This window comes from Fumia xinanensis, assembly GCF_014384905.1.
Classification (GTDB): Bacteria; Bacillota; Clostridia; order Oscillospirales; family Ruminococcaceae; genus Fumia; species Fumia xinanensis.
Genome location: NZ_JACRSV010000002.1, coordinates 258,547 through 282,088 on the forward strand (window position 1 = coordinate 258,547; position 23,542 = coordinate 282,088).

Genomic DNA, 23,542 nt, shown 5'->3' on the forward strand with positions numbered 1-23,542 from the left:
GCTGCAAACTGGAAACAAGGAGATTCAAACATGGAGAGTATCAGCTGCGTTGCGGCGGCGTTTATCGCGTTTGCGGTCAGCGCTGTAATGGGAAAATTTTTGATCCCTTTTCTGCGGAAAATCAAATTTGGGCAGACCATTAAGGAAATCGGCCCCACTTGGCACAAAAATAAGCAGGGAACGCCTACCATGGGCGGGTTCCTGTTCGCAGGCGGCGCCTTTGCGGGCGTCATCGTCGGATTCATCGTGCTGGCGGCCACCGTGGATCACACCATCCACCTGACGGCGGTGAACAACGCTCGGCTGTTCGGCGGATTGGGGTTGGCTCTGGCGTTTGGGTTCATCGGTTTTTTAGACGACTACATCAAAGTGGTGAAAAAGCAGAACCTGGGCCTCAACGCCCGACAGAAAGTGATTTTGCAGCTGATCGTCTGCATCGCTTATCTGGCAACCTTGTATCTGGCGGGCGATACCTCCACCATCGTTATGTTCCCTTTTATCGGAGCAGTAGACTTGAGCTGGTTTTACTACCCGCTGGCGATTTTGGTGATCATCTTCGGGGTCAACGCCGTCAACTTGACCGACGGTATCGACGGCCTGGCAGGGTCGGTGACGTTTGTGGTATCGGTGGCCTTTGTCGTCATCTGCGGCATTCTCAACTTGGTCGGAATGAGCATTTTCGCCTCCGCGCTGGCTGGTGGGCTTCTGGGATTTCTCATCTACAACTTTCATCCGGCGAAGGTCTTTATGGGAGACACTGGCTCAATGTTTCTGGGGGGTGCTGTCATCGCGCTGGCAGTTGGAACAGCGCGGCCCTTCCTCTTTTTCATCGTCGGCATCATCTACATTGTGGAAGCCTTGTCGGTCGTGTTGCAGGTCATTAGCTTTAAGACCACCGGCAAGCGGATCTTTAAAATGAGCCCTATCCACCACCATTTTGAAATGAGTGGCTGGAGCGAGGGCAAAATCGTCGGCGTATTTTCCGGCATTACGCTGTTGTTCTGCATCCTCGGCATTGCCTGGATCACTTTCAGCAGCAGTTTACTCATCGGTTAAACTTTTCCAATAAAGAGGTGGAATGAATGGCTTCGACCGCGGCAAAACGCAATGGAATCAGAACTACAATCCAGAATAAGTCGGAATCCCAGACCGGAGAAAAGCCAAAACGCGGAAAGATGAATATTTCTTTCTTCTTTTTGGTTATCGTCCTTTTGTCTATCGGCCTTGTCATGGTGTTTTCCGCAAGCTACGCCACTTCGTTAAACGAGACGGGCAACAGCCTCACCATCGTTTTGAAGCAGGCGGTGTTTGTGGTAGCCGGCGTGGCTATCATGATTTTCGCTTCGTTTGTGGATTATCACATCTACCGCAAATTCAAGTGGGTGATTTACATCGGCGGCCTGGTTCTTATGTGTGTAGCCCTTCTTTTCCCAAACAGTACCGGCGCTAGACGCTGGATTTGGATTGGCCCCATCAGTTTCCAGCCGTCTGAGATTATGAAATTTGCCTTGACGGTAGCCTGTGCCCACTTGGTGGCTTTAAACTACAAGCAGATGAAGAACCCTAAATACGGCTTCTGGCCTTTTGTGATTCTGTTGCTTCCAGTACTCGGCCTCTGCGCCTTGCAGCGTCACTTGTCGGCGTTGATTCTCATGGCGGCAATCGCCGGAACCATCATCATCGTCGGCGGCTCCAAAGTCCGCTGGTTTGTAGGGATTGCAGCGGTGGGCGGCCCGTTGGCCCTACTGGCCCTCAAGCTCATGGGCCACGATTATGTAGGCACCCGGTTTTCCGACTGGCTGGACCCTCTTTCCGGCAATATTCGCGGCACCAAATGGCAGACGGCTCAGTCTCTGTATGCCATCGGCTCCGGCGGCCTAACCGGTGTGGGACTTGGAAACTCCACCCAAAAGTATCTCTATCTCTCGGAACCGCAAAACGACTTTATTTTCGCCATCGTCTGCGAAGAACTGGGCTTTTTGGGAGCTATGGTCATCATTCTGCTCTTTGTGCTCTTGATTTACTGCGGCTTCTCCATCGCCATGAAGGCACCGGATAAATTCGGCTGCATGCTGGTCATCGGCCTGACGGCCCAGATCGGCATTCAGACTTTGCTCAACATCGCGGTTGTTTCCAACGCCATGCCCAACACCGGTATCAGCCTGCCGTTTTTCAGCGCGGGCGGCACGGCGCTGACCATGCAGCTGGCCCAGATGGGAGTCATTCTGAACGTATCCCGATACTGCCAGCAGAACTGACCCGGCAGGGGAGTATCGGATTCAAATTACCGGAATCAATGTTAGAAAGGCTGGTAGGCAGATGAAAATATTGTTAGCAGGGGGCGGAACGGCCGGTCACATCAACCCCGCCATCTCCATCGCCAATGAAATCAAGGCACGCCGGCCCGACACCGAGTTTTTGTTTGCTGCGGCACCCGGCGGCATGGAAGACACGCTGGTCCCTAAAGCGGGGTATCCAGTGGCCCACATCCATGTGGCCGGATTTCGCAGAAGCTTTTCTCCCGCCGACATCGCCCACAATCTGAAAGCTGTGTCCTATCTGGCGACGGCAGGGGTGAAAGCCCGTAAAATTCTAAACGATTTTCAGCCCGATGCAGTTATCGGAACGGGGGGATACCTGAGCGGCCCGGTTCTTTTAGCAGCTCAGAAAAAGAAGATTCCCACCTTCCTTCACGAGGCCAATGCCTTTCCCGGTGTGACCATCAAAGCCTTGTCCAAGCGGGCCACTGTTATCATGCTGGCCTTTCCTGAGGCACAGCAGTACCTGCCCGCCGGAAAACGCTACGAGGTGGTAGGCATCCCCGTCCGACAGTCTTTTGTGACCACAACCAAAAGAGAAGCAAGAGAAAAGCTGGGCCTGGACGACAACTTTACAATCCTATCTTTCGGCGGGAGCCAAGGTGCGCTTAAGATTAACGAAATCGCAGCCGACATCATGCAGTGGCACTGCAAAGACGGGAAAATCAACCATATCCACGGCTACGGCAAGCACGGGCGAGACACCTTCCCAAAGATGCTCAAGGAACGGCATATTGACCTTTCAAAATATCCCCGCATCCAGGCAAAAGAATATATCGACAATATGAACCTTTATGTGGCTGCGGCGGATATTGTCATCTCCCGGGCGGGCGCCAGCACCATCATGGAGCTGGAGGTGGCGGGAAAACCGTCCATTTTGGTTCCTTATCCTTATGCCGCTGAAAACCATCAGTACCACAACGCCAGGGTCCTTTCCGATGCCGATGCCTCTATCCTGGTGGAGGAAAAGGACTACGACCGTGTGAAGCTCCTACAAGAAATCAGAGAGCTTTACGAGCATCCCGAACGGCTGTCGGAACTTTCTCAGAATGCTTCCAAATTGGCGGTTTTGGACACCACCGAAAAAATTTACAACATTATTATGACAGAACTCGAGAAAAAATGACCTTTTTTCTCGGGAATCAAAGTGGACAACCTGTGGCAGACATCGCACTTTTTTATTTCGGGAAGCATAGTATGCCATGTAAAAGAACCAACATTGGCGAAAGCGCGCCGAAATATGGAAGGAGTGTCGTTGTGGAGCGGTTTGTGATATCGGGTGGCATCCCCCTGGAGGGAGAAATCAGCGTCCACGGTGCGAAAAACAGCTCACTGCCGCTGCTGGCAGCCACCGTTTTATGTAAAAATGAAAGCGTGCTACATAACTGTCCGAACTTATCGGACGTCGACGCCGCTTGTAAAATCCTAAAATACCTGGGCTGCGGCGTCAAACGGGAAGGCAACACCGTCGCCGTCAATACCAAGGAAATCACCCATTCCGATGTGCCCGACGACCTGATGCGGGAGATGCGCTCTTCTGTTGTCTTTTTGGGGGCCATTGTCGCACGTCTGGGACGGGCGGAAATTTGTTTTCCCGGCGGGTGCGAACTGGGAGCCCGTCCCATTGACCTGCATTTGCAGGCTTTGAGAAAACTGGGTATGGAAATTGAGGAAAGCCATGGCAAACTCATCTGTTCCGCCGAACACGGCCTTGTCGGCACATCCATCAATTTGACTTTCCCTAGCGTGGGTGCTACTGAAAACATTATGTTGGCAGCCGCATTGGCAGAGGGCGAGACGGTCATCAATAACGCCGCCCAGGAGCCGGAGATCATCGACCTTGCTAACTTTGTAAACGCCTGCGGCGGAAAGGTCAAAGACGCCGGAAAAAGCCGTATCATCATCGAGGGAGTCAAAGAACTCCACGGCTGCGAATACCGGGTCATTCCCGACCGCATTGTGGCAGCTACCTATCTCTGCTGCGCGGCGGCGACCGGGGGGAACATCCTCGTAAAAGACCTCTGCGCCGACCACATCGCCAGTATCCTTCCTTTGATGGAAGAAATGGGCTGCAAGCTGGACATCACACAGGACAGCGTGGCTATTCGGGCGCCGAAACGTTTGAAGGCCCTAAAGGATGTCCGCACCATGCCCTATCCCGGATTTCCCACCGACGCCCAGGCACCGCTGATGGCGGCGGCGGCAACGGCTAATGGCACCAGCATTTTTGCCGAGAACATCTTTGAAAGCCGCTACAAACACGTGGGCGAGCTTTGCCGAATGGGCGCGGACATCAAAATTGCCGGAAAAGTCGCGCTGGTGGAAGGGGTTGACACCCTCTACGGCGCAAACGTCCGGGCTACCGATCTCCGCGGCGGAGCGGCTCTCATTATCGCGGGCTTGGGTGCCAAAGGGCGCACCGAAATCTCGGAGATCAAGCACATCGACCGGGGTTATGAAGAAATTGAAAAAAACCTTTGCCTGTTAGGGGCGGATATCAAGCGGATGCTGTAAAAAGAGGCTTTTTCAGCGGGAAGTAAAAGATGGAAAGGATGTGAACCCTGTGCCGACGAAAAAAGGAAAGCAAAAACCGACCAAAAAACCTGCCGCCGGCAGTAAAAAACCAGTGTCGGATTCCAAAACGATTCCTTTTTCCGATCCCTTTTACGACAATTACACACCCCGGAGCTCGGGGGGGACCCCTTCTTCCTATAGAAGTCCCTCTCCTCAGCGCCGGGGCGATATGCTGTCCGGGCCACCCCGCCCGATTCCTCAGAATGGGAAGAGAAAGAAGGCAAAAACCTCTTCCTCTCGAAAACCTGCTAAAAACGCCGCCGCTGCGCAGCAAAAACGCCAGCAGCAGCTCAGACAGGAACAGATTGCCAAAACACAGCGCCGTCGCAGGAAAAAAAAGAAGCGAAATTACACACTTTACTATATCATTTTAGCTGTGTTCCTCATTGTGGCGGGAGTGACGCTGTCACTGACGGTATTTTTCAACATCGAGGACATCCAGGTGACAGGAAGCAGTATCTACACCCTATCCGATTTGGACGGCGTGTTGGAGGCCAAGCCGGGTGACAACCTGCTGCGCCTTAATACAAAGTCTCTGAGCGAAACCGTGCTCCAAAACCTCAAAAAAGCGGACAAGGTAGATGTGAAGAGGGTCTTCCCCACGACGCTGCTCGTTGAAATTGAAGACGGAGTTCCTCAAACCCAATTGTACTATGAAAGCAGGTACTACACTTTGAGCCAGCGGGGCAGGGTACTGGACATCGCCGACGAAAGCGTCCCCAACGTGCCCGCCGTCATCGGTCCCAAACCGGAAGGCGCGCAAATCGGCTCCTATATCGACCTAGTTCTTGAAAATGAGGAAAAAGACTGGCTGAAAATTTTGTTCAAGGAACTGGAGAAAAGCGGCCTAAACGATATTTCTGTAGTTGATATTTCCAGCACCATTTCTCTGAAACTCTACTACCAAAACCGCATCGAGATAAAGCTGGGCTCCTTCTCGGAGCTGGACACCAAGCTCGCCATGGTGAAGGCGGTGTTCGACAGCGGAGATATCGGTATCGAGGAAAGCGGCACCATCGACATCAGCGACCCTGACAAAATGTACGTGGACAGCGATGCTAAACTGGATCTGACTGGTATCTCTACCGAGGGATGGACATGGAAAGATCCTTCTCCCTATGATGCAAGCCTAGAAGACGGCACTTCTTCAGGGGAAACAGGGAGTGAAGGACAGCCTTCTCCAGACGAATCTTCTGCCTCGCCTGAGGGCAAAACTCCGCCAGAGGAAACTTCTTCCTAAAACCCAACGAAAATAAGGAATTTTCACCCTTATATTTACAAATAAATCGAAAATAAATGGTTATTTTCTCTTGAATTTTTAGGCCAAATCTGCTAGGATATTACTATGGGCGTTTTGTATACACTCTAAAGAAAGAGATTACCGATGGGAGCAGCTGTTTCCACGCATTAGGAGGACAAGCACGTGAAGTTTACATTGGAGAATGATACCGAGAGAAACACAGACATCAAAGTAGTCGGCGTCGGCGGCGCGGGCGGCAACGCTGTTAACCGCATGGTCGACGACGGCGTTAAAAACGTTGATTTTATTGCCATCAATACCGACAAACAGGTTTTAGATACATCGAGAGCCGATTATAAGATTCAGATCGGCGAAAAGGTTTCCAGAGGCCAGGGCGCGGGCGGCGACCCTGAAAAGGGCGCCAAAGCTGCGGAGGAAAGCCGTGAGGAAATCGCCAACGCTTTAAAAGGCACCCAGATGATTTTCATCACCGCCGGTATGGGCGGCGGCACCGGTACGGGCGCAGCTCCCGTCGTTGCGGAAATCGCCAGGGAACAGGGCATCCTCACCATCGGCGTTGTGACAAAACCCTTCAGCTATGAGGGCAAACGCCGGATGATGTACGCCGAACAGGGCATCGACACCCTCTCCAAAGTGGTGGACAGCCTGGTTGTCATCCCCAATGACCGCATCCGTCAGGTCATTGACACAAAAACCCCGATGACCAACGCTTTCGAAGCGGTGGACAGCGTACTCAAACAGAGCATCCAGAGTATTTCCGACCTGATCAACGTATCCGGTTTCGTAAACCTGGACTTTGCGGATTTGTGCTCTGTTATGAAGGACGCCGGTATGGCCCACATGGGCGTCGGCTACGCCTCCGGCAAGGACAAGGCCGAAACCGCCGCCACTATGGCGATTTCCAGCCCCCTGCTCGAGACTTCCATCACCAGCGCCAAAGCTGTCATTATCAATGTCTGCGCTTCCCCCGACTTGCTGTTTGACGACGCAGAATACGTCTCCACTATGATCGAGAAGGCCGTTCATCCCAATGCGGCCATCTTCTGGGGCCTCATTTTCGACGAGACCATGACCGACGAAATCAAGGTCACCGTTATCGCCACCGGTTTCGATGAAGCCTATCAGGGCAAGGATTTGCTGGATAACGGCAAAAAGGGCGGCTCTGAGCCGGAATCTTCCGACGCTCCTGCCAAAAACTTTGATGCCGACTTCGGTTTCGAGGAAATCATGAATATTTTTAACACCAAATAAAATACTGTTAATACCCATATCCTTCCTTGTTCTCATGCGAGGGAGGATATTTTGATGTAGCAGGGAATTTGAGAAAAGGGGTTTATCAATTTGTGCGGATTTGTAGGAATGTTCAATAAAGACCCGAAGGACAATAATGAGACGTTGCTCCAGGAGATGTCAAAAACCATTCGTCACCGGGGCCCGGACGACAGCCAGTATATCGTCAAGGACGGCTTCTGTGTGGCGTTTCGACGGCTCTCCATTATCGACCTGGATAACGGGGCCCAGCCCTATACCTCTCCCGACGGCCGGTTTACCGCCGTTTTCAACGGGGAGATCTATAACTACCGGGATTTAAGGCAACCGCTCATCGACGAGGGGCAGACCTTCGCCACCAACTCGGAAATCGAAGTCCTCGTGGCCCTCTACCGCAAATACGGCGACGAGTTTATCACCATGCTGAGAGGCATGTACGCCATCCTCATCTACGACAGTGAGGAGAAAACCGTTTTCGCCGGCCGCGACCCCTTTGGCATCAAACCGCTGTATTACCGGGTGACCGACAGCGGCGTCATGTTCGCTTCCGAGATGAAGGCCTTCCTTTTCGACGAAACCATGGGCGGCTTCAAGGTGGATGAAAGCCTGTTGCAGCACTATTTTACCTTCCAGTACGTGCCGGAGCCAAAAACCATCACCCCGCAGATTTCGGTCTTAGAGGCATCCCATTACATGAAGGCGGACGCAGAAGGCAAAGTGGACATCAAACGGTATCTCGACCTGAAGTTTCAGACCCCTTCTGAGGAAAGCTTTGAGGAAAAGGCCAAAAAGCTCCGCAAAGTCCTCACCGAGTCGGTGGAATACCACATGATCAGCGACGTGGAGGTGGGCACCTTCCTGTCAAGCGGCATCGACTCCGCCATCATCACCGCCATTTCCAGTCAGTTAAACCCCGGCATCAAGGCGCTGACCGTCGGGTTCGACGTGGCGTCCTACAGCGAAATCGACGACGCTCACGAGATCGCCAAGCACTTAAACGTCGATCACATCGTCTTGAAAGGCAACGTGGAGCAGTTCAAAAACGCTTTCGAAAAGGTGGTGTGGCACCTGGATTCCCCGGTGGCCGACCCGTCCACCGTGGCGATTTACATGATCGCCGAGGAGGCTTCCAAACACGTCAAGGTCATGCTGTCCGGCGAGGGCTCCGACGAGCTGTTCGCGGGCTACAAGACCTATCGGGATTCCCTGCTGGCCGGCCGGTTCCAAAACGCGCCTTCCTGTGTTAAGGGCGTCTGCCGCGGGCTTTCCAAGATCATCCCCGACGGCGTGAAAGGCAAGAGTTTCCTCATGCGCGCCGGCGTCCCACTGGAGGAGCGGTATGTGGGCAACGCCTTCCTCTTCGACGAAAAGGGCAAAAAGCCCTTCCTCAAAACCTATAATCCCAACCAGTCCTTCACCGAACTGACCCGGGACGTTTACGCCAAGGTCGCCGACCGGGACCCGCTGATTAAGATGCAGTACGTGGACATCAACACCTGGCTCAAAGGGGATATCCTCGTCAAGGGAGACCGGCTGAGCATGGCCCATTCGCTGGAGGTGCGGGTGCCTTTCCTCGATAAGGAAGTGTTCCAGTTCGTCTCCACCCTGAAAAACGAGGACAAACTCTCCCACGGGACGACAAAATACATTCTCCGCTACGCTTTCCAGGATTACGTGGACCCGGCCACCTTTATGCGGCCCAAGCTGGGGTATCCGGTTCCGGTGCGCATCTGGCTGAGAAACGAACTCTACGAGTGGGCGAGAGATATCATCAATGGCTCTAAGGCCGACCAGTACATCGACAAGGCGGCGGCGCTGAAACTGCTCGAAGACCACCGCACCGAAAAAGCGGACAACTACCGCAAACTCTGGTCAATTCTCGTATTTATCACCTGGTACAACATGTATATCGCCGATGCGGACAACACCCGCAGGCGGATTCTCGACGGGGAATTATAATAGGCGCCGCGGCGCTATCTGATAAACAGGCAGGCTGGCGGAACAAAGCCCAGCCTGCCTGTTTTTTAGGCTGACAGATAGGAGGGAAACCGATGAATTTGCAGAAAATCCATCACGTGGCGATTATTGCCTCGGATTACCAAAAGTCCCGGGAATTTTATGTGGAAACCCTGGGTTTTGAGGTGATTCGGGAAAACTACCGCCCCGCCCGCAACGATTACAAGCTGGACCTCAAACTGGGCGATTGCGAGCTGGAACTCTTCGGCATTTCCGGAAGCCCCAAGCGTTTGAGCTACCCCGAAGCCTGCGGGCTGCGCCACCTGGCCTTTCAGGTGGACGACATCGAGGAAACGGTGAGGGAACTGGAAGCAAAGGGCGTTTCCTGCGAACCCATCCGGGTGGACGAGTTCACCGGCAAGCGGATGACTTTCTTTTTCGATCCGGACAAGCTTCCTTTGGAGCTGCATGAATAGAAAACCCCTGATTTTGGAGGAAACCAATGCTGATTATCAACGCAAACATCAAAACAATGGAACACGAGGACTTTGAAAACGGCTATATCGCCGTCTCTGACGGGAAAATCCAGTCGGTAGGGCCCATGAGCGAAGCGCCCCCGGATGAGGACGTTTACGATGCCCAAGGCATGACCCTCTATCCCGGGTTTATCGACGCCCACTGCCATCTGGGCATGTGGGAGGACGGTCTGGGTTTTGAGGGGGACGACGGCAACGAGGAGACAGACCCTGTGACCCCTCAGCTTCGGGCCATCGACGCCATCAACCCCTTGGACAGGACCTTCCGGGAAGCGGTCGAGGGCGGCATCACCACCGTCCTCACCGGCCCCGGCAGCGCCAATCCCATCGGCGGGCAATGGGCGGCGATTAAGACCCGGGGCCGCCGTATCGACGATATGATCCTCAAGGAGCCGGTCGGCATGAAGTTCGCCCTGGGCGAGAACCCCAAAAGCGTCTATAACGACAAAAACCAGGCCCCCAACACCCGCATGGCCACCGCCGCCCTCATCCGGGAGCAGCTGAAAAAAGCCCAGCGGTATCTGGAGGATTTGGAGCGGATCGAAGAGGACGAGGATTGCGACGAGCCGGAATACGACATCAAGTGCGAGGCCCTGCTGCCGGTGCTTCGGAAGGAACAGAAGGCGTTTTTCCACGCCCACCGGGCCGACGACATCTTCACCGCCGTCCGCATCGCCAAGGAGTTCGATCTGGATTTGGTCCTCTGTCACTGCACCGAGGGCCATCTCATCGCCGATCTGCTCAAAGAAGAAGGCTACGGCGTCATCGCCGGGCCGATTCTCGGCGACCGGTCCAAGCCGGAGCTGCGGAATCTGGAAAGGTCGGGCCTTGCGAAACTCTCGAGAGAGGGCATACAGGCCGGCCTCTGCACTGACCACCCCGAGACACCCATCCAGTACCTGCCCCTCTGCGCAGGTGTGGCGGTAGGGGCGGGCCTCGGATACGGGGAAGCCCTCAAAGCCATCACCCTCTACCCCGCCCGCATCGTGGGCATCGACGACCGGGTAGGTTCCATCAAAGCGGGCAAGGACGCGGATTTCGTCCTCTACGAGGGCGACCCGTTGAGCCCATACTATCATCCCAAACAGGTATTTATAAACGGAGAGAAATGCCTGTGACCGAAAAGAGGTTTCCATTCATGAGAACATTAGACGTATCGAACATCCGGGACGCTGTCCGGGATTTGTGTATCGGGGCGAATCTGCAACTGCCGGGCGACCTGTGCGGCCTCATCGAGAAAAGTACCCAAACTGAAACCGACCCACTGGGGAGGGAAGTTCTCTGCGACCTGTGCAAAAACCTTCAGGCGGCCAAGGAACTGAACGTCCCCATCTGCCAGGACACCGGCATGGCAGTGGTATTTCTCGAAGTGGGGCAGGACGTCCACCTCACAGGCGGTGACTTGACCCAGGCGGTCAACGAGGGGGTGTCGAAAGGCTATACCGAGGGGTATCTCCGCTGTTCGGTGGTGGCGGACCCTATCCGCAGAGGCAATACCGGCGACAACACCCCCGCCGTTATACATACCTCCATTGTGCCGGGGGAGCAGGTGAAAATCACCGTGGCTCCCAAAGGCTTTGGCAGCGAAAATATGTCGGCGGTCAAGATGATGACCCCGGCGGCGACTCGAGAAGACATCATTGACGCTGTGGTGGATATTATTCGCACCGCCGGGGGAAATCCCTGCCCGCCCATGGTCATCGGGGTGGGAATCGGCGGGGATTTTGAGCTTTGCGCTTACTTGGCCAAAAAAGCCCTCTGCCGTGAGGTGTCAAAGCGCAATGCCGATCCCTTTTATGCCCAGCTGGAAGCGGATATGCTGAAAGCCGTTAACGAAACCGGTATCGGCCCCCAGGGCTTCGGTGGAAAAACCACCGCGTTGGCCCTCAATATCGAGACCTATCCCACCCATATTGCGGGACTTCCCATTGCCGTCAACGTGGGCTGCCATGTGACCCGTCACCAAACGGTGATTTTGTAACAGAATTTGAAAGTTGTGTCTTTTTTATGGTATATTTCTAAAAAAACAAAAAAATACTGGAATTTTTTGTACAGTTATGTTATAATACTCTCATAAGAAAGGAGCAAATTCGCTTTCACAATGTCAAACTTTTCAAAGTGGAAGAAATGTGAGTATTACGCCGTAAAATTTATATATGTAACGCTTTTGTTGCGGCTCACGCCACGGATTGAAGCATTACCTGCAAATTTTATGGCATAATATAACCATAGCAAACAGCTGATGCCGTCCGCGCCAAAAGCGGGTTTGGATCGGCAAGGCGGGATGCAAATTCCGCGGTGTTTGCTTGGAAAGAAATCCCCATCAGAAGAATTTCTTTCGATGGGAAAACAGGAGGCATGACTATGAACACGGCATTTGTTGCGAGAAAGATCACCTTGAACGATTCTTTTAAAGAAAGAGCTGAGGCAAAACTCAAAAAACTGGATCGGTTTTTTGACGACGCAAAAGCACAGGTCACTGTTTCCGCGCAGAAAGAGTTGGCGACGGTAGAACTCACCGTCTGGGCCAACAGTATGGTTTTCCGGGCTGAGAAGTCAAATGAAAGCAAGCTGGACGCTTTGGATGAGGCCATCGATACCTTGATCCGCCGCATCCGCAAGAACAAAACAAAGCTCCAGAAAAAGGTAAAAACCTCCGGCTTTGAACCCATTGCTGAGGAGATCCACGACGAAACAGAGTACGATGTTATCCGCACTAAGGAAGTTGCCCTGCGGCCGATGACCGAAGATGAGGCGATTCTCCAGATGAACATGCTGGGCCACAACTTCTTTGTCTTCTTAAACGGCGTGAGCGGAGACATCAACGTGGTATACCGCAGAAAAACAGCTGGTTACGGACTGATTATTCCCGAAAAGTAGAGCTTTTCATCGGACTGATTTCATGGTACAATAGTGGTACTATGAGAAGTCTGTTAAAATCTTGCGAGGGAAAGTTCCTGGTATAGAGAGCAAAAGGCGGACAGGTTGTCCGCCTTTTTTGATGGACGTTTTCAAATTCCGCAAAGGATGGTTTCAAACAGATGGAAAAATATCGGTATATCGCCCCTTGTATGTTCGGCCTGGAAAGCGTTTTGTCCGGGGAAGTGAAGCGGATGGGCGCCGACGAAGTAAATACTTTCGACGGCAGAGTGGAGTTTTCAGGGGACTTTTCGATTCTCGCCCGGGCGAACCTCTGTCTCCGAACGGCGGAGCGGGTTCTTATAAAATTGGGAGAGTTCGAGGCCAAGACTTTCGATCAGCTTTTCGAGGGGGTCAGGAAACTGCCCTTAGAGGAGTGGGTTGGAAAGCACGACGCCTTCCCGGTCAAGGGATACTCCCTCCACTCGGCCCTCCACAGCGTGCCCGACTGCCAGAAAATCGTCAAAAAAGCGGCGGTGGAACGGCTGAGGGAAAAGTACGGCGTCAGTTGGTTCGAGGAGACGGGACCGCTGCACCAGCTCCAGTTTTCCATCCTCAAAGATACGGCCACCATTATGCTGGACACCTCCGGGGCGGGGCTCCACAAGCGGGGATACCGGCAAAACGCCAACGAAGCGCCCATCAAGGAAACCCTCGCCGCCGGGATGATTGACTTTGCCCGGGTGAAGGGCGACACTGTTTTTTACGACCCCTTTTGCGGGTCGGGCACCCTGCTCATCGAGGCGGCTATGAAAGCCGCCAATATTCCGGCGGGCATTGGGCGGAAATTCGCCGCCCAGCACTGGGACTGCATTCCCGAATCGGTCTGGCGGGAGGAGCGGGCGAGAGGCCTCGACCTGATCCGGCGGGACGCAAAGTTTGTGGGATACGGCAGCGATATCGATCCGAGTGCCGTGGAATTGGCCCTCCAAAACGCCAGCAAAGCAAAAGTCGCCCCCAAAGTGCGCATCCGCATCCGGGACGTAAAGGAGTTTCGTCCCGTCACCGACCAGGGCGTTGTGGTGACCAATCCCCCCTACGGCGAGCGGCTTCTGAACATTTCCGAAGCCCACAGCATTTACAAAAAAATGGGGGAGGTTTTTTCGTCCCAGCTGGGCCTCAACTACTACATCATTTCGCCGGACGAGGATTTCGAGCGGATTTTTGGCCGGAAGGCGGCAAAACGCCGCAAGCTCTATAACGGCATGCTCAAGTGCCAGCTTTTTATGTACTATTAAAAAGAGGTTCGGACTGAGTCCGAACCTCTTTTCCTCTATTTTGCGGTTTCTATTTTTCCAAAACTCGTTCCAGCCGCGGCCCCAGCCTGCTCAGGATTTCGTTTGTGATGGTGCCCGCCTGCTTCGCAAGATCACAGGCGCTGATGGACTCTTCGCCGGATTCCCCGATGACGACAGCCGCGTCTCCGGGACGCACATCCGGGATGCCGGTGATGTCCACCAGCGTTTGATCCATACATATTTTCCCGATGATAGGCGCCCGCCGCCCGTTGATGAGGACGCTTCCAACCCCGCAGGAAAGAGCCCGGGGAAGGCCGTCGGCATACCCGATGGCAAGCGTCGCCGTCCGGGTCTGCCGCAATGCCGTAAACGCCCGGTTGTATCCGGCGCTCTCCCCGGCACGGAGTTCTTTGACCGACGCGACCCTCGCTTTTAATGAGAGGACCGTGCGCAAGTTTACAGGACAGCGGCTCAGATCTTCCTCAGAACTCAGCAGTCCGTAGAGGGCGATGCCGATTCTCGCGTAATTTCCGGCCAGCTCCGGGTAATGTAACAGGCCGTAGCTTCCTAAGATATGGGCTTTGAGACTGGTACATTCAGATGTTTCAATATTCCCGACCGTGCGGTAGAACCGTTGCGCCTGCATAGCAGTAAAGGCTTGGTCCTCTTCATTTTCTCCATCGGCGGCGCAGAGGTGGGTGAACATTCCGGCGACCCGAAGATTTCTCATATGGAATAGGTGGCGGATTCGGTTTAAGTTCTCCCAGTTCTCCCCCAGCCGGTGCATCCCGGTGTCCACGCCGATATGAACGCGGATTTCCTTCCCATAGCTGTTTAAAACCTGTGCGTAGTCAAAATCTACAACCGTCTGAGTCAGCCGGTGACGGCGCAGTAGGGAAAATTGCTCCGGATGGGTGTAGCCGAGGACGAGAATCTCCCCGCGGATGCCGCTTTGCCGCAGTTCGACGCCCTCCAGTGCGGTTGCCACGCAGAAAGCCTGTACTCCCAGCTTTTGCAGCTCCTTTGCGATCATCGCTGCCCCGTGGCCGTAGGCGTTTGCTTTGAGAACCGGCATCAGCTCACATTCCTTCGGCAGCAGGGCGCGGAGTTGACCTACATTGTGCCGCAGATTTTCTCTGCTGATTTCAATCCACGCCCGGCCCTTTTGGAATCCGGCTTTTCGAAAAAACATCTTTCCTACCCCTTTTCGATGATTCGCGCAGGCGGGGGCACCACGGTACAGTTGTCCGGCACGTCGGTGTGAATCACCGCGCCGGCTCCGATTTTTACGTTGTCCCCGATGCGGATTCCCCCAATGAGCACCGCTCCCGCCCCGATCAGGCAGTTGTCGCCGACGGCCGGAGCCCGGCGTTCCACCTCTCCGATGGTGACGTTTTGATAGATGCGGCAGTTTTTACCAATCACGGCGTACCGGGAGATGTAAACCCCGTGGAGGCCGTGGGGCAGGGTGGGGATGCTTGCGAATCTGGTTCCATTTCCCACATATCCCCCGTGACGGTGGGCCAAGCGGCTTAGGCGGAAGGTCAGGATGTCCCTGAAAAACCTGTTTTTCGTTCGCTCCCGCCGCCGAAACATCTTCCAGAATCGGTCCATATCGTCCCCTTTGGAGTAATTGGTTATCTTTTCCCGTATGTTCATGTCATGCCCTCCCATCCAGCCAGGTCGTCAGCACATATCCGTCTGCGTTGTTGCCCGACAGGGTGCGGGGTAGCCCTCGTTCATCGGCAAAAGCCCCGTCTAAATCCGACTCCGCGGACAGGTAGGAAATTTCGATGCGCCGTCCGCCTTTCCGGTAAATGAGCGGATTTTCCCTAAAGGGAAATTGCCTTAAAAACAGGTGATATTCTTCTAGAGTCAGTCCCTGCTCCGCCATGATTTCCCCGTGAGGCATCCCCACATAGCGAAAGTGCCACGGCTCCTGAGCGATGCCGGTAATATCCTCTTTCCCGGCGGGATACCGCTCAATAAAGCCGTACCGGGCCGCCCTTTGCCGGAAAGTTTCGCAGATGCCGGAATAGGGGAAGCTGGGACGGATGAAATCAAGCTTCTCCCGCCGGAGCCCCAAATCGATGGCGAGGCCGGTCTCATGTTCGCTGTGTCCGGGCAAAGCCACGTATTTTTTCGTGAAACCGGCTCCGTTTTCCTCCATAGACTTGTCCCAGATGCCCTGCTGCTCTTCCTGGGAGCGCCAGCCGCTCACCGGAACGATTTCCTTCCACCCGCCAATTTCTTTCATGAGCATACTGAGCAGTGCGGCGGCCCTGCGCTCCATCAAAACGCCGCTGTCCCCGCCCACCGCCGTGAGGAAATGAGGGGAGAGGGTACTTCGGAAAGGATGCGGCCCGTTGACTAAAATCAAGCTCCCGGAATAGACGGAGCATTTTACTGCTGCCGTCCTCATGATTCCACCGCCAGTTCGATGGCCTTTGTGACGACCTCTTTGAGGGGCATCCCGGCCGCTTCCATCATGCTGGGAAACCGGCTGTGGGCGGTAAATCCGGGGATGGTGTTCACCTCATTGAAAACAATTTCGCCCGAGGGGGTCAAAAAGAGGTCCACCCGGGCAAATCCCCGACAGTCCAGCGCCCGGTAGATGGTTTTTGCCGTTTCCTTGATTTTCCGGGATTTTTCAGGGGGAATCCGAGCCGGAACGTGGATTTTCGAGGTAATGAGGTTATATTTTTCGGTGAAGTCGAAAAAACCGTCCGCCAATTCCACTTCGTCGATTTCCCCGGTGACGAGCTCTCGGTTTCCCATGACGGCGCAGCCCACCTCAAAGCCCGGGACGGCCTCTTCAACGATCACCTCATCATCGTAAGAAAACGCGGCTCCAACCGCCGGGAGCAGATTTTCCCGTTTCGACACTTTGGCGACGCCGTAGGAAGACCCGGCTTTCACCGGCTTGACAAAGAGGGGATACCCCAGGGAATCGGCGTGATTGAGGGCTTCCTCCGGGCAGAAGCCCTGCTGCAACAGAAATGAGCGGGGAACCGTAACGTCGGCTAGTTTCGCCAGCTTGTGGGCCCGGTCTTTGTCCATGCAGAGGGCCGAGGACAGCATACCGCACCCGACCACCGGGATTCCCTTCAGCTCACAGAGGCCCTGCACCGTTCCATCTTCGCCGTTTTGTCCGTGAAGGACGGGGAACACCGTGTCGACGGGAATTTTTTTCACCTGTTCGCCCTCAAATACCAGCAGGTATCGTTCTCCCCGGCTGGGAGTGAGTGCGGCGGGCGCGCAGCTTTTGTCTGCCTGCCAGGAACCGTCTGCAATGCTGTCGATGCTTCCCGAAAAGTGGTACCAGTCCCCCTCCTCAGAGATCCCCACCAAAACCGGGGTGAATTTCTCCCGGTCCATGCTCCGGATGACACCGGCCGCGGACTGGAGGGAAACGTTGTATTCCGGCGAACATCCCCCGAATAAAATTAGTACATTCTTCATTTTTGTTATCCTTTCTCTTCGATGAGCGTCCCCTCCGGCAGAGGGTAACCAATTCGGCATCTGTTCCGATACAGCAAGTTGGACGCAATACACTCTTCCGAGGCACGGACGACTATTTTTTGGCGGATGTCCACTTCTTCGTAGACCGCGCCCTTTTTTCGGTAATAGGACGGGGCTCCGTTTACGATTTCATAGGTGAGACCTTCGTCCCGGTCGGCCAATACCCGCCCGATGATCTGCTCCCCGTCAAAAACAAAGGAGATTTGAAAGGTAGCCTGGGTGTCGTTTCGCACCTTCAAGTCCGTCCATCCTTCCGACACAGTGGCGTCCACACCGGTGGGTGCGTCGCTTTTTGGTTCGGGAAAATCCCTGACCAGGTGCCCGCGCCGCTCCACGATGGTCAGCGGGGTGTGCAGAAATATCCAAAACAGCAGATTGCTGATTTGGCATAAGCCGCCGCCAGGCCGGGTGGTGAGCTTGCCGTCGATTTCGACGAGCCCCTCTCTATAAGGCGTGTCCCGGTCGGCGTACCGCACAAGCTGCCAAAACGAAAAGGTCTCTCCCGGCCGGATGAGCAGTTTTTCCATGGTTGCGGCAGCCAGTTTTAAATTAAAGACCTTGTTCTCCTGATATACCATGTCAAACCCGGTGTTACGGTTGTACATGGGGCAGTGCGATTCAAAAAGCAGGTGAGGGAGCAGCTCGTCTGCCTGCCTCAAAGCGTAGCGGTTTCGGTCCAGCTTCATTTTCAGATAAAAGCAGAAAACCTTCTGTTTGACCCGCAGCGGCAGGAGCCACGGCAGAATCTGCGTCAGCCTTTTTCGTCCCATCTATATTCCTCTATTCCAATGTTTCAATATATTCTTCAAGGCAGAGCCCCTGCCGGTATATTTCCGCGGCGGCTTCCGCCCCCACATAACGGTAATGCCAGGGTTCGTGGATCGTCCCGGTGATTTCTGACTTGTCCGCCGGATAGCGCTTGATAAACCCGTATCGGTGGGCGTTTTTCTCAAGCCATTCATACACCTTATTCCCCGCCGAATGGATGCCGTCGGCGTTGATGTCGGCGCACAGCCCCAATTGGTGCTCGCTGGTTCCCGGGACGGCCACCCACTCTTGGGCTTTGGCTTTTGCTTCGTCGGGGGAGTACCCTTCCTCCTCATAATCGGCGATTTTTTCCCGCATAAGCTGTTTCTGTTCCTTTTCCGTCCGGTATCCTGACGCGACGATGGGGTAAACGCCGTCTGCCCGGGCGTCGTCGAACATCTGCTGGAGCGCCGGATAGATGCGGGCGTCCACCGACTGGCCGTTTGAGAGCTTTGTCAGCTCCACGTCGTAGCCTTCTGGAATGGGGTGCTCTCGGTTGACGAGAATCAAGTTCCACGCCGTTTTGTCTTTTGCGCTTTCCCCAAAAACGGCGGAAACGCCCTCATCTGACGATTCGCCTCCTGTGTTTCCCGCTGCGGCCATCTGCCTCAAGTCCGCCTTGGTCCCGTCGATTTGACGGAACAGTCCGTACCCCAGGACGGCCAGCACCACGAGCCAGAAAAGAATAGCGGTCCATTTTTTGCCGCGCTTTTTCTGCTTTCTGCGTTTTTGCGGCGGCCGGCCGGTCGGCAGCGATTGGGTTTTCGGGTTCATTTGATTCACCGTTCCTTTTTCTGCGAAAATTTATTTCACATATTTTCTCATCCGGGGGCTTCATCCAAACAAAAATCCCCGCCCGGTATCTTTAGGATACCAAAACGGGGATCGAAGTGTTTTTATTTTTCTTTCGGAAAGCTTGCTGTTTTTCTCTCTTAAATCATACGATTTTCTGACGGCTCAAAGGCAGACGCACGGTCAAAGCCACTTTTTCGTCCGCGCTTTCCGCAGTAATGATGCCTCCGTGGAGCTCGACGATTTCCTTTGCGATAGCCAGTCCCAGCCCAGCTCCGCCGGTGGAGCTGGCCCGCGCGGAATCCAGGCGGAAAAACTGCTCGAAAATGCGGCTTAGTTTTTCAGGGGGGATGGTTTTTCCATGGTTTTGGACGCGAATCGTCACGTGGTTTTGCCGCTGCTCCAGCGAAAGTACAATTTGGGATTTGGGGTAGCTGTAACTGAGGGCGTTGCGCAAAAGGTTATCGAATACCCGCTCCAGCTTGTCCGGGTCGCAGATAAGCTGCACATCCGGGGCAAGGCGGGTCTCGCAGGTCAGCTCCTTTTCCGCTAAAACCGGCTGGAACTCGAATGCAATTTGCTCCAGCATGCGGGTCAGGTTCACCGTTTCCTCCTCTAAAGTCAGATGGGTCAGGTTAAACCGGGTGATGTCAAAAAACTCGTTGATGAGATCCTCCAGCCGCTCCGCTTTGGAGAGGGCAATGCCGGTGTATTTGGCCCGGAGCTCGGGGGAAATCTGCGGCTCGTCCCGCAGGAGAGTCATGTAGCCGATGACGCTGGTCAGTGGGGTTTTCAGGTCATGGGCCAGATAGACGATCAGGTCGTTTTTCCGCTGTTCTGCTTCTTTGGCGTTTCTCTCACTGCGAAGGGCCTGCTCCCGGGTGAGGTTTAATTCATTTTGGACGCTTTTCATCGGCTCGGACAATATGATAGGCTTTTCATTGGACTGGGAAAGCTGTTCCGCCGCGGCGATCACCTCGTCCAGATAGGACAACGGCTTTGAGAGGTAGTGGTGGGTAATGAAAATTACGCCGACGAACACCACCGCCGTCCCCCAGAAAGGCGAGGTAGCCTGGATGAACTTGAGGATATAATAGAGGGGATTTGTGTCTAGCCAAATAAACTGGTTACAGAAAACCCACGCCAGAAAATAGCAGAGCAGCAGCGCGGCGACAAATCCCACCACAGTCAAAACGTACTGCGTGAGGATTTGCCGGGAAATTTGGCTGCGGTGCCTGTTTTTCCGGCCAATTTTATCATGGTTACTCAATGGTGTACCCCACCCCCCAAACGGTTTTGATGAATTTCGGCTTCCGGCTGGGTTCTTTCATTTTTTCCCTCAGCCGGGCGATGTGGGCCATGACGGTATTGTTATTGTCCAGGTATTTCTCCCCCCAGACCGCCTCAAACAGCTCCTCCGACGGCACCACTTTGCCTTTGTGCCCGCAGAGATACCACAAGATGTCGAACTCAATGGGCGTCAGGCTCAGTTCCTCCCCGTAGAGAAAGCATTTCCGGCTGTCCCGGCAGACGTAGAGCCCGCCCACGTCGTACTCCTGCTTTCCCTCGTCCGTGGGATGGGAGGCGTTGTACCGGGTGTAACGCCGAAGCTGGGTTTTGACCCGAGCCACCAGCTCCAGAGGGTTGAAGGGCTTTGTCATGTAGTCGTCCGCCCCTAGGGTGAGCCCCATGATCTTGTCCATATCCTCCACCTTGGCCGTGAGCATGATGATGGGGAACACATGGTTTTCCCGGATTTTCTGACAGAGGGCAAAACCGTTCATATCGGGGAGCATCACATCCAAAACCGCTAGGTCCAACGGCTCTTTCTCCACGCAGCAAAGGGCGTCGGAGGCGTTATAAAACTTAAAGACCCGATAGCCGTCATTTTTAAGGTACAGTTCCACCAGATCGGCGATTTCCTGTTCGTCGTCTACCACAAGAATATTATTTGACATCATCTCAACCCTTTTCCTTGATTACACCCATATTTTAGCAGGTTTTCCAATTGATTGTCTGCCGGTACTCATACGAAATTCTTACGATTTTCTCACAGAGGCCCTATCTGCTTTGATTGTACCATTTTTATTATGATGCAAGAAGCCCGGTTTTGTCGGTTTGGCAGCAAAATTGAGGACGAAGTCTTCAAAGGGCTTCTTCGGCGATAAGCGCAGTTTTACTGCGTTTTCATAGCTGCAAGCCGTTCCGTGGCATTCCTCCGGCAAAGCCGGGACAGGCTACACCGCAATAAAAAGCTGCCGCCACTTTTGCGGCGGTCTGCACCGCTCCGCTGTCTGTTTTGCTTTTTATTGTAGCACAAATTTTTCCCCAAAGAAAGTAAACCGTTCTCCCGATAGCATCGCCCGCGAAAGGGCGGTTTATCCCTCTATCTTCTCCTATAAAACGACGAAGAAGCGGCGTGATTTCAGTCACGCCGCTTCTTTAGGAAAGGCATTTTGGGTTAAATGACGTTGTAACGCTGCATCAGCTCTTCGATGACGGTGCCGGAAATCCGTTTGAGGACTTTCTTTTCCAGCAGTTCCGCCATGAAGGGAAGCTTTAAGTCGGTGAGCTTTTTGCCGTCCATCATCTTGGAGGTGGAGTCCAAGAGCACCCGGACGTCGTAGCAGGAGCCGAACACCTCAGGCACGCCCCGGTCGACGTTCAGCAAGGTGTAGACCGCTTCCATGGCGGTGCGGACCGAATACTCGGTGGTGAACACTGTGTCGCGGACGGTGTCGGCGAACTGACCAATAAAGGCGAAGTTCACACATCCGTCGGGGACAACTTTCGGGCGGTCGCCTTTCCGGCGGGGCATGAAAAAGGCGGTGATATAAGGCATCATGCAGGGGATGCAGCGGACGGAATTGACAGCCATCTCATGAATTTCCGACTCGGGGACCCCTAGGTGATAGAGCCATTCCTCGGTGATTTCCGTCCCGGTGCAGTCTTTCATGGGCTTTTTGATAAAATCGCCCGGCCGGTCGGTGAAGAGCCCGTAAACCCAGACCACCAGCTGGTCTTTGGGTTGCTCTTTAAAGTGGGGCTGCCGGTTTAGGGTGTAGCTCATGAGCCAGCCCGAATCCTTGACGGTGATGATGCCGCCGGTGACGACTTTGCCGCTGAAGGGGTCCCGTTTGCAGATTTTCTGGATATAAGGCGGGATTTTATCATCCAAAGTGGTAATGGTTGCCGACTCCCAGTTGGTTTTTTCAACTTGGGTGCAGAATTTGTCCGGGTGTCCGAAAGATGGATCCTGTCTCGCGATATTCCGCCACAGTTCCCAGCAGCCGCCGGGAGAAGTGTTCAAAGCGGGAGCGTGATCGTTGTCCCCCAGGGTGGAGTTTTCGGTGCAGCTGCCGTTTGTGACGAATACGAGGTCGTCTTCGATGAGGTCGATCACTTCTTCTTTGCCGCCATGGACGCAGCAGATCTGTCTCGCTACCTTTTTCCCTCCGTTGATGTCGAAGACCACGTTTGTCACCTTAGTGTCGTACTGGAACTGGACGTTGTGGGCCTCCAGGTATTTGACCATGGGGAGAATCAGAGATTCGTACTGGTTGTATTTTGTGAATTTCAGAGCTGAGAAGTCCGGAAGCCCGCCGATGTGGTGGATAAACCGCTGAATGTAGAGTTTCATTTCCAGGGCACTGTGCCAGTCCTCAAAGGCGAACATGGTGCGCCAGTAAAGCCAGAAATTGGAGGCAAAAAACTCGTCGGTGAACACGTCAGAAATGGTTTTGTCGTAGAGATCCTCGTCTTTTGTGAGGAACAATTTAACGATTTCCATCGATGCTTTGTCGCTGAGGGCAAATTTGCCGTCAGTGTGGGCGTCCTCACCCCGGTTAATGGTGGCCCGCATCAGCGAGTAATTGGGGTCGTCCTTGTTGAGCCAGTAGTATTCGTCCAGCACCGACACCCCTTCGGTTTCGATGGACGGGATGGAGTGGAACAAATCCCACAGGCACTCGAAGTGATTTTCCATCTCCCGGCCGCCTCGGATGATAAATCCTTTGTTCGGGTCTTTGATGCCGTCGCAGGCACCGCCTGGAAGGGAGAGTTCCTCGAGAATGTGGATGTGTTCTCCTTTCATCTGGCCATCCCGGACGAGAAAACAGGCGGCCGCCAGAGAAGCAAGCCCCGAGCCCACCAGATAGGCGGATTTTTTATCGACGCCCTCCGGCTTTCGGGGACGGGCAAACGCTTCGTAATTTCCGTTGCTGTAATACATGACTGATTCCTCCTTGCAGTTTTTAGGATGATTATAGAATACCCACTTTGTACTGCCTTTACCATAGACAAAAAAAGACTCCTGTCTCAAATCCAGACAGGGGCCTTTTATTGTAGCAA

Annotated in this window: 21 protein-coding genes; 12 read left to right on the forward strand and 9 right to left on the reverse strand. The window is 54.0% G+C overall.

Annotated elements, in window-relative coordinates:
* The first annotated feature begins 30 nt into the window (after positions 1 to 30).
* The 12 genes from mraY (at position 31) to H8710_RS07880 (ending at position 14,071) form a co-directional block, all read left to right on the forward strand.
* Positions 31 to 1,056: a phospho-N-acetylmuramoyl-pentapeptide-transferase gene (mraY, locus tag H8710_RS07825; protein ID WP_249294935.1), complete on the forward strand. Its 1,026-nt coding sequence runs from the start codon at positions 31 to 33 to the stop codon at positions 1,054 to 1,056.
* 26 nt (positions 1,057 to 1,082) lie between these two features.
* Positions 1,083 to 2,258: an FtsW/RodA/SpoVE family cell cycle protein gene (locus H8710_RS07830; protein WP_249294936.1), complete on the forward strand. Its 1,176-nt coding sequence runs from the start codon at positions 1,083 to 1,085 to the stop codon at positions 2,256 to 2,258.
* 61 nt (positions 2,259 to 2,319) lie between these two features.
* Entirely contained in the window at positions 2,320 to 3,444 is a 1,125-nt protein-coding gene (gene murG, locus H8710_RS07835; protein WP_249294937.1) for an undecaprenyldiphospho-muramoylpentapeptide beta-N-acetylglucosaminyltransferase, read from the forward strand.
* Between the two features lie 71 nt (positions 3,445 to 3,515).
* Positions 3,516 to 4,832: a UDP-N-acetylglucosamine 1-carboxyvinyltransferase gene (gene murA / locus H8710_RS07840; RefSeq protein ID WP_249294938.1), complete on the forward strand. Its 1,317-nt coding sequence runs from the start codon at positions 3,516 to 3,518 to the stop codon at positions 4,830 to 4,832.
* A 49-nt stretch (positions 4,833 to 4,881) separates the two neighbouring features.
* Positions 4,882 to 6,132 (forward strand): cell division protein FtsQ/DivIB, encoded by a 1,251-nt coding sequence (locus H8710_RS07845; protein ID WP_249294939.1) that lies wholly within the window; start codon positions 4,882 to 4,884, stop codon positions 6,130 to 6,132.
* A gap of 183 nt (positions 6,133 to 6,315) precedes the next feature.
* Entirely contained in the window at positions 6,316 to 7,404 is a 1,089-nt protein-coding gene (gene ftsZ, locus H8710_RS07850) for a cell division protein FtsZ (protein WP_249294940.1), read from the forward strand.
* A 90-nt stretch (positions 7,405 to 7,494) separates the two neighbouring features.
* A complete protein-coding gene (gene asnB, locus H8710_RS07855; RefSeq protein ID WP_283242816.1) occupies positions 7,495 to 9,381 on the forward strand; it encodes an asparagine synthase (glutamine-hydrolyzing) in 1,887 nt (628 codons plus the stop codon).
* 92 nt (positions 9,382 to 9,473) lie between these two features.
* Positions 9,474 to 9,854, forward strand: a complete 381-nt coding sequence (gloA2, locus tag H8710_RS07860; RefSeq protein ID WP_249294942.1) for an SMU1112c/YaeR family gloxylase I-like metalloprotein — start codon at positions 9,474 to 9,476, stop codon at positions 9,852 to 9,854.
* Positions 9,855 to 9,880: 26 nt separating this feature from the next.
* Positions 9,881 to 11,032, forward strand: coding sequence for an amidohydrolase (locus tag H8710_RS07865; RefSeq protein WP_249294943.1), 1,152 nt, complete (start codon positions 9,881 to 9,883; stop codon positions 11,030 to 11,032).
* A 20-nt stretch (positions 11,033 to 11,052) separates the two neighbouring features.
* Positions 11,053 to 11,895: a fumarate hydratase gene (locus H8710_RS07870; protein WP_249294944.1), complete on the forward strand. Its 843-nt coding sequence runs from the start codon at positions 11,053 to 11,055 to the stop codon at positions 11,893 to 11,895.
* A gap of 383 nt (positions 11,896 to 12,278) precedes the next feature.
* Complete coding sequence (gene hpf, locus H8710_RS07875; protein WP_249294945.1) at positions 12,279 to 12,794, forward strand: ribosome hibernation-promoting factor, HPF/YfiA family; 516 nt, start codon at positions 12,279 to 12,281, stop codon at positions 12,792 to 12,794.
* Between the two features lie 161 nt (positions 12,795 to 12,955).
* The gene (locus H8710_RS07880) at positions 12,956 to 14,071 is read left to right on the forward strand and encodes a THUMP domain-containing class I SAM-dependent RNA methyltransferase (RefSeq protein WP_249294946.1); all 1,116 of its coding nucleotides are present in this window, start codon (positions 12,956 to 12,958) and stop codon (positions 14,069 to 14,071) included.
* Between the two features lie 49 nt (positions 14,072 to 14,120).
* Here the strand turns inward: H8710_RS07880 and vanT are convergent, their stop codons facing one another.
* The 9 genes from vanT to H8710_RS07925 form a co-directional block, all read right to left on the reverse strand.
* Positions 14,121 to 15,263, reverse strand: a complete 1,143-nt coding sequence (gene vanT / locus H8710_RS07885) for a serine racemase VanT catalytic subunit (protein ID WP_249294947.1) — start codon at positions 15,261 to 15,263, stop codon at positions 14,121 to 14,123.
* Positions 15,264 to 15,268: 5 nt separating this feature from the next.
* Positions 15,269 to 15,730 (reverse strand): serine O-acetyltransferase, encoded by a 462-nt coding sequence (locus tag H8710_RS07890; RefSeq protein WP_249294948.1) that lies wholly within the window; start codon positions 15,728 to 15,730, stop codon positions 15,269 to 15,271.
* Between the two features lies 1 nt (position 15,731).
* The gene (locus tag H8710_RS07895; RefSeq protein WP_249294949.1) at positions 15,732 to 16,493 is read right to left on the reverse strand and encodes a M15 family metallopeptidase; all 762 of its coding nucleotides are present in this window, start codon (positions 16,491 to 16,493) and stop codon (positions 15,732 to 15,734) included.
* Positions 16,490 to 17,533 carry a D-alanine--D-serine ligase VanG gene (vanG, locus tag H8710_RS07900; RefSeq protein ID WP_249294950.1) on the reverse strand — a complete coding sequence of 348 codons (1,044 nt, stop codon included), beginning with the start codon at positions 17,531 to 17,533 and terminating at the stop codon, positions 16,490 to 16,492. The genes H8710_RS07895 and vanG overlap by 4 nt, the downstream gene beginning before the upstream one ends.
* A 5-nt stretch (positions 17,534 to 17,538) precedes the next feature.
* Positions 17,539 to 18,363 carry a glycopeptide resistance accessory protein VanW gene (gene vanW, locus H8710_RS07905; protein WP_249294951.1) on the reverse strand — a complete coding sequence of 275 codons (825 nt, stop codon included), beginning with the start codon at positions 18,361 to 18,363 and terminating at the stop codon, positions 17,539 to 17,541.
* Positions 18,364 to 18,373: 10 nt separating this feature from the next.
* A complete protein-coding gene (locus tag H8710_RS07910; RefSeq protein ID WP_346727098.1) occupies positions 18,374 to 19,174 on the reverse strand; it encodes a M15 family metallopeptidase in 801 nt (266 codons plus the stop codon).
* Between the two features lie 163 nt (positions 19,175 to 19,337).
* Positions 19,338 to 20,462 (reverse strand): vancomycin resistance histidine kinase VanS, encoded by a 1,125-nt coding sequence (gene vanS, locus H8710_RS07915; RefSeq protein ID WP_430413309.1) that lies wholly within the window; start codon positions 20,460 to 20,462, stop codon positions 19,338 to 19,340.
* Complete coding sequence (gene vanR / locus H8710_RS07920; RefSeq protein ID WP_249295316.1) at positions 20,455 to 21,150, reverse strand: VanR-ABDEGLN family response regulator transcription factor; 696 nt, start codon at positions 21,148 to 21,150, stop codon at positions 20,455 to 20,457. Before vanR ends, vanS begins: the two co-directional genes overlap by 8 nt.
* Before the next feature lie 503 nt (positions 21,151 to 21,653).
* Positions 21,654 to 23,423, reverse strand: a complete 1,770-nt coding sequence (locus H8710_RS07925; RefSeq protein ID WP_249294952.1) for an oleate hydratase — start codon at positions 23,421 to 23,423, stop codon at positions 21,654 to 21,656.
* Positions 23,424 to 23,542: the final 119 nt, after the last annotated feature.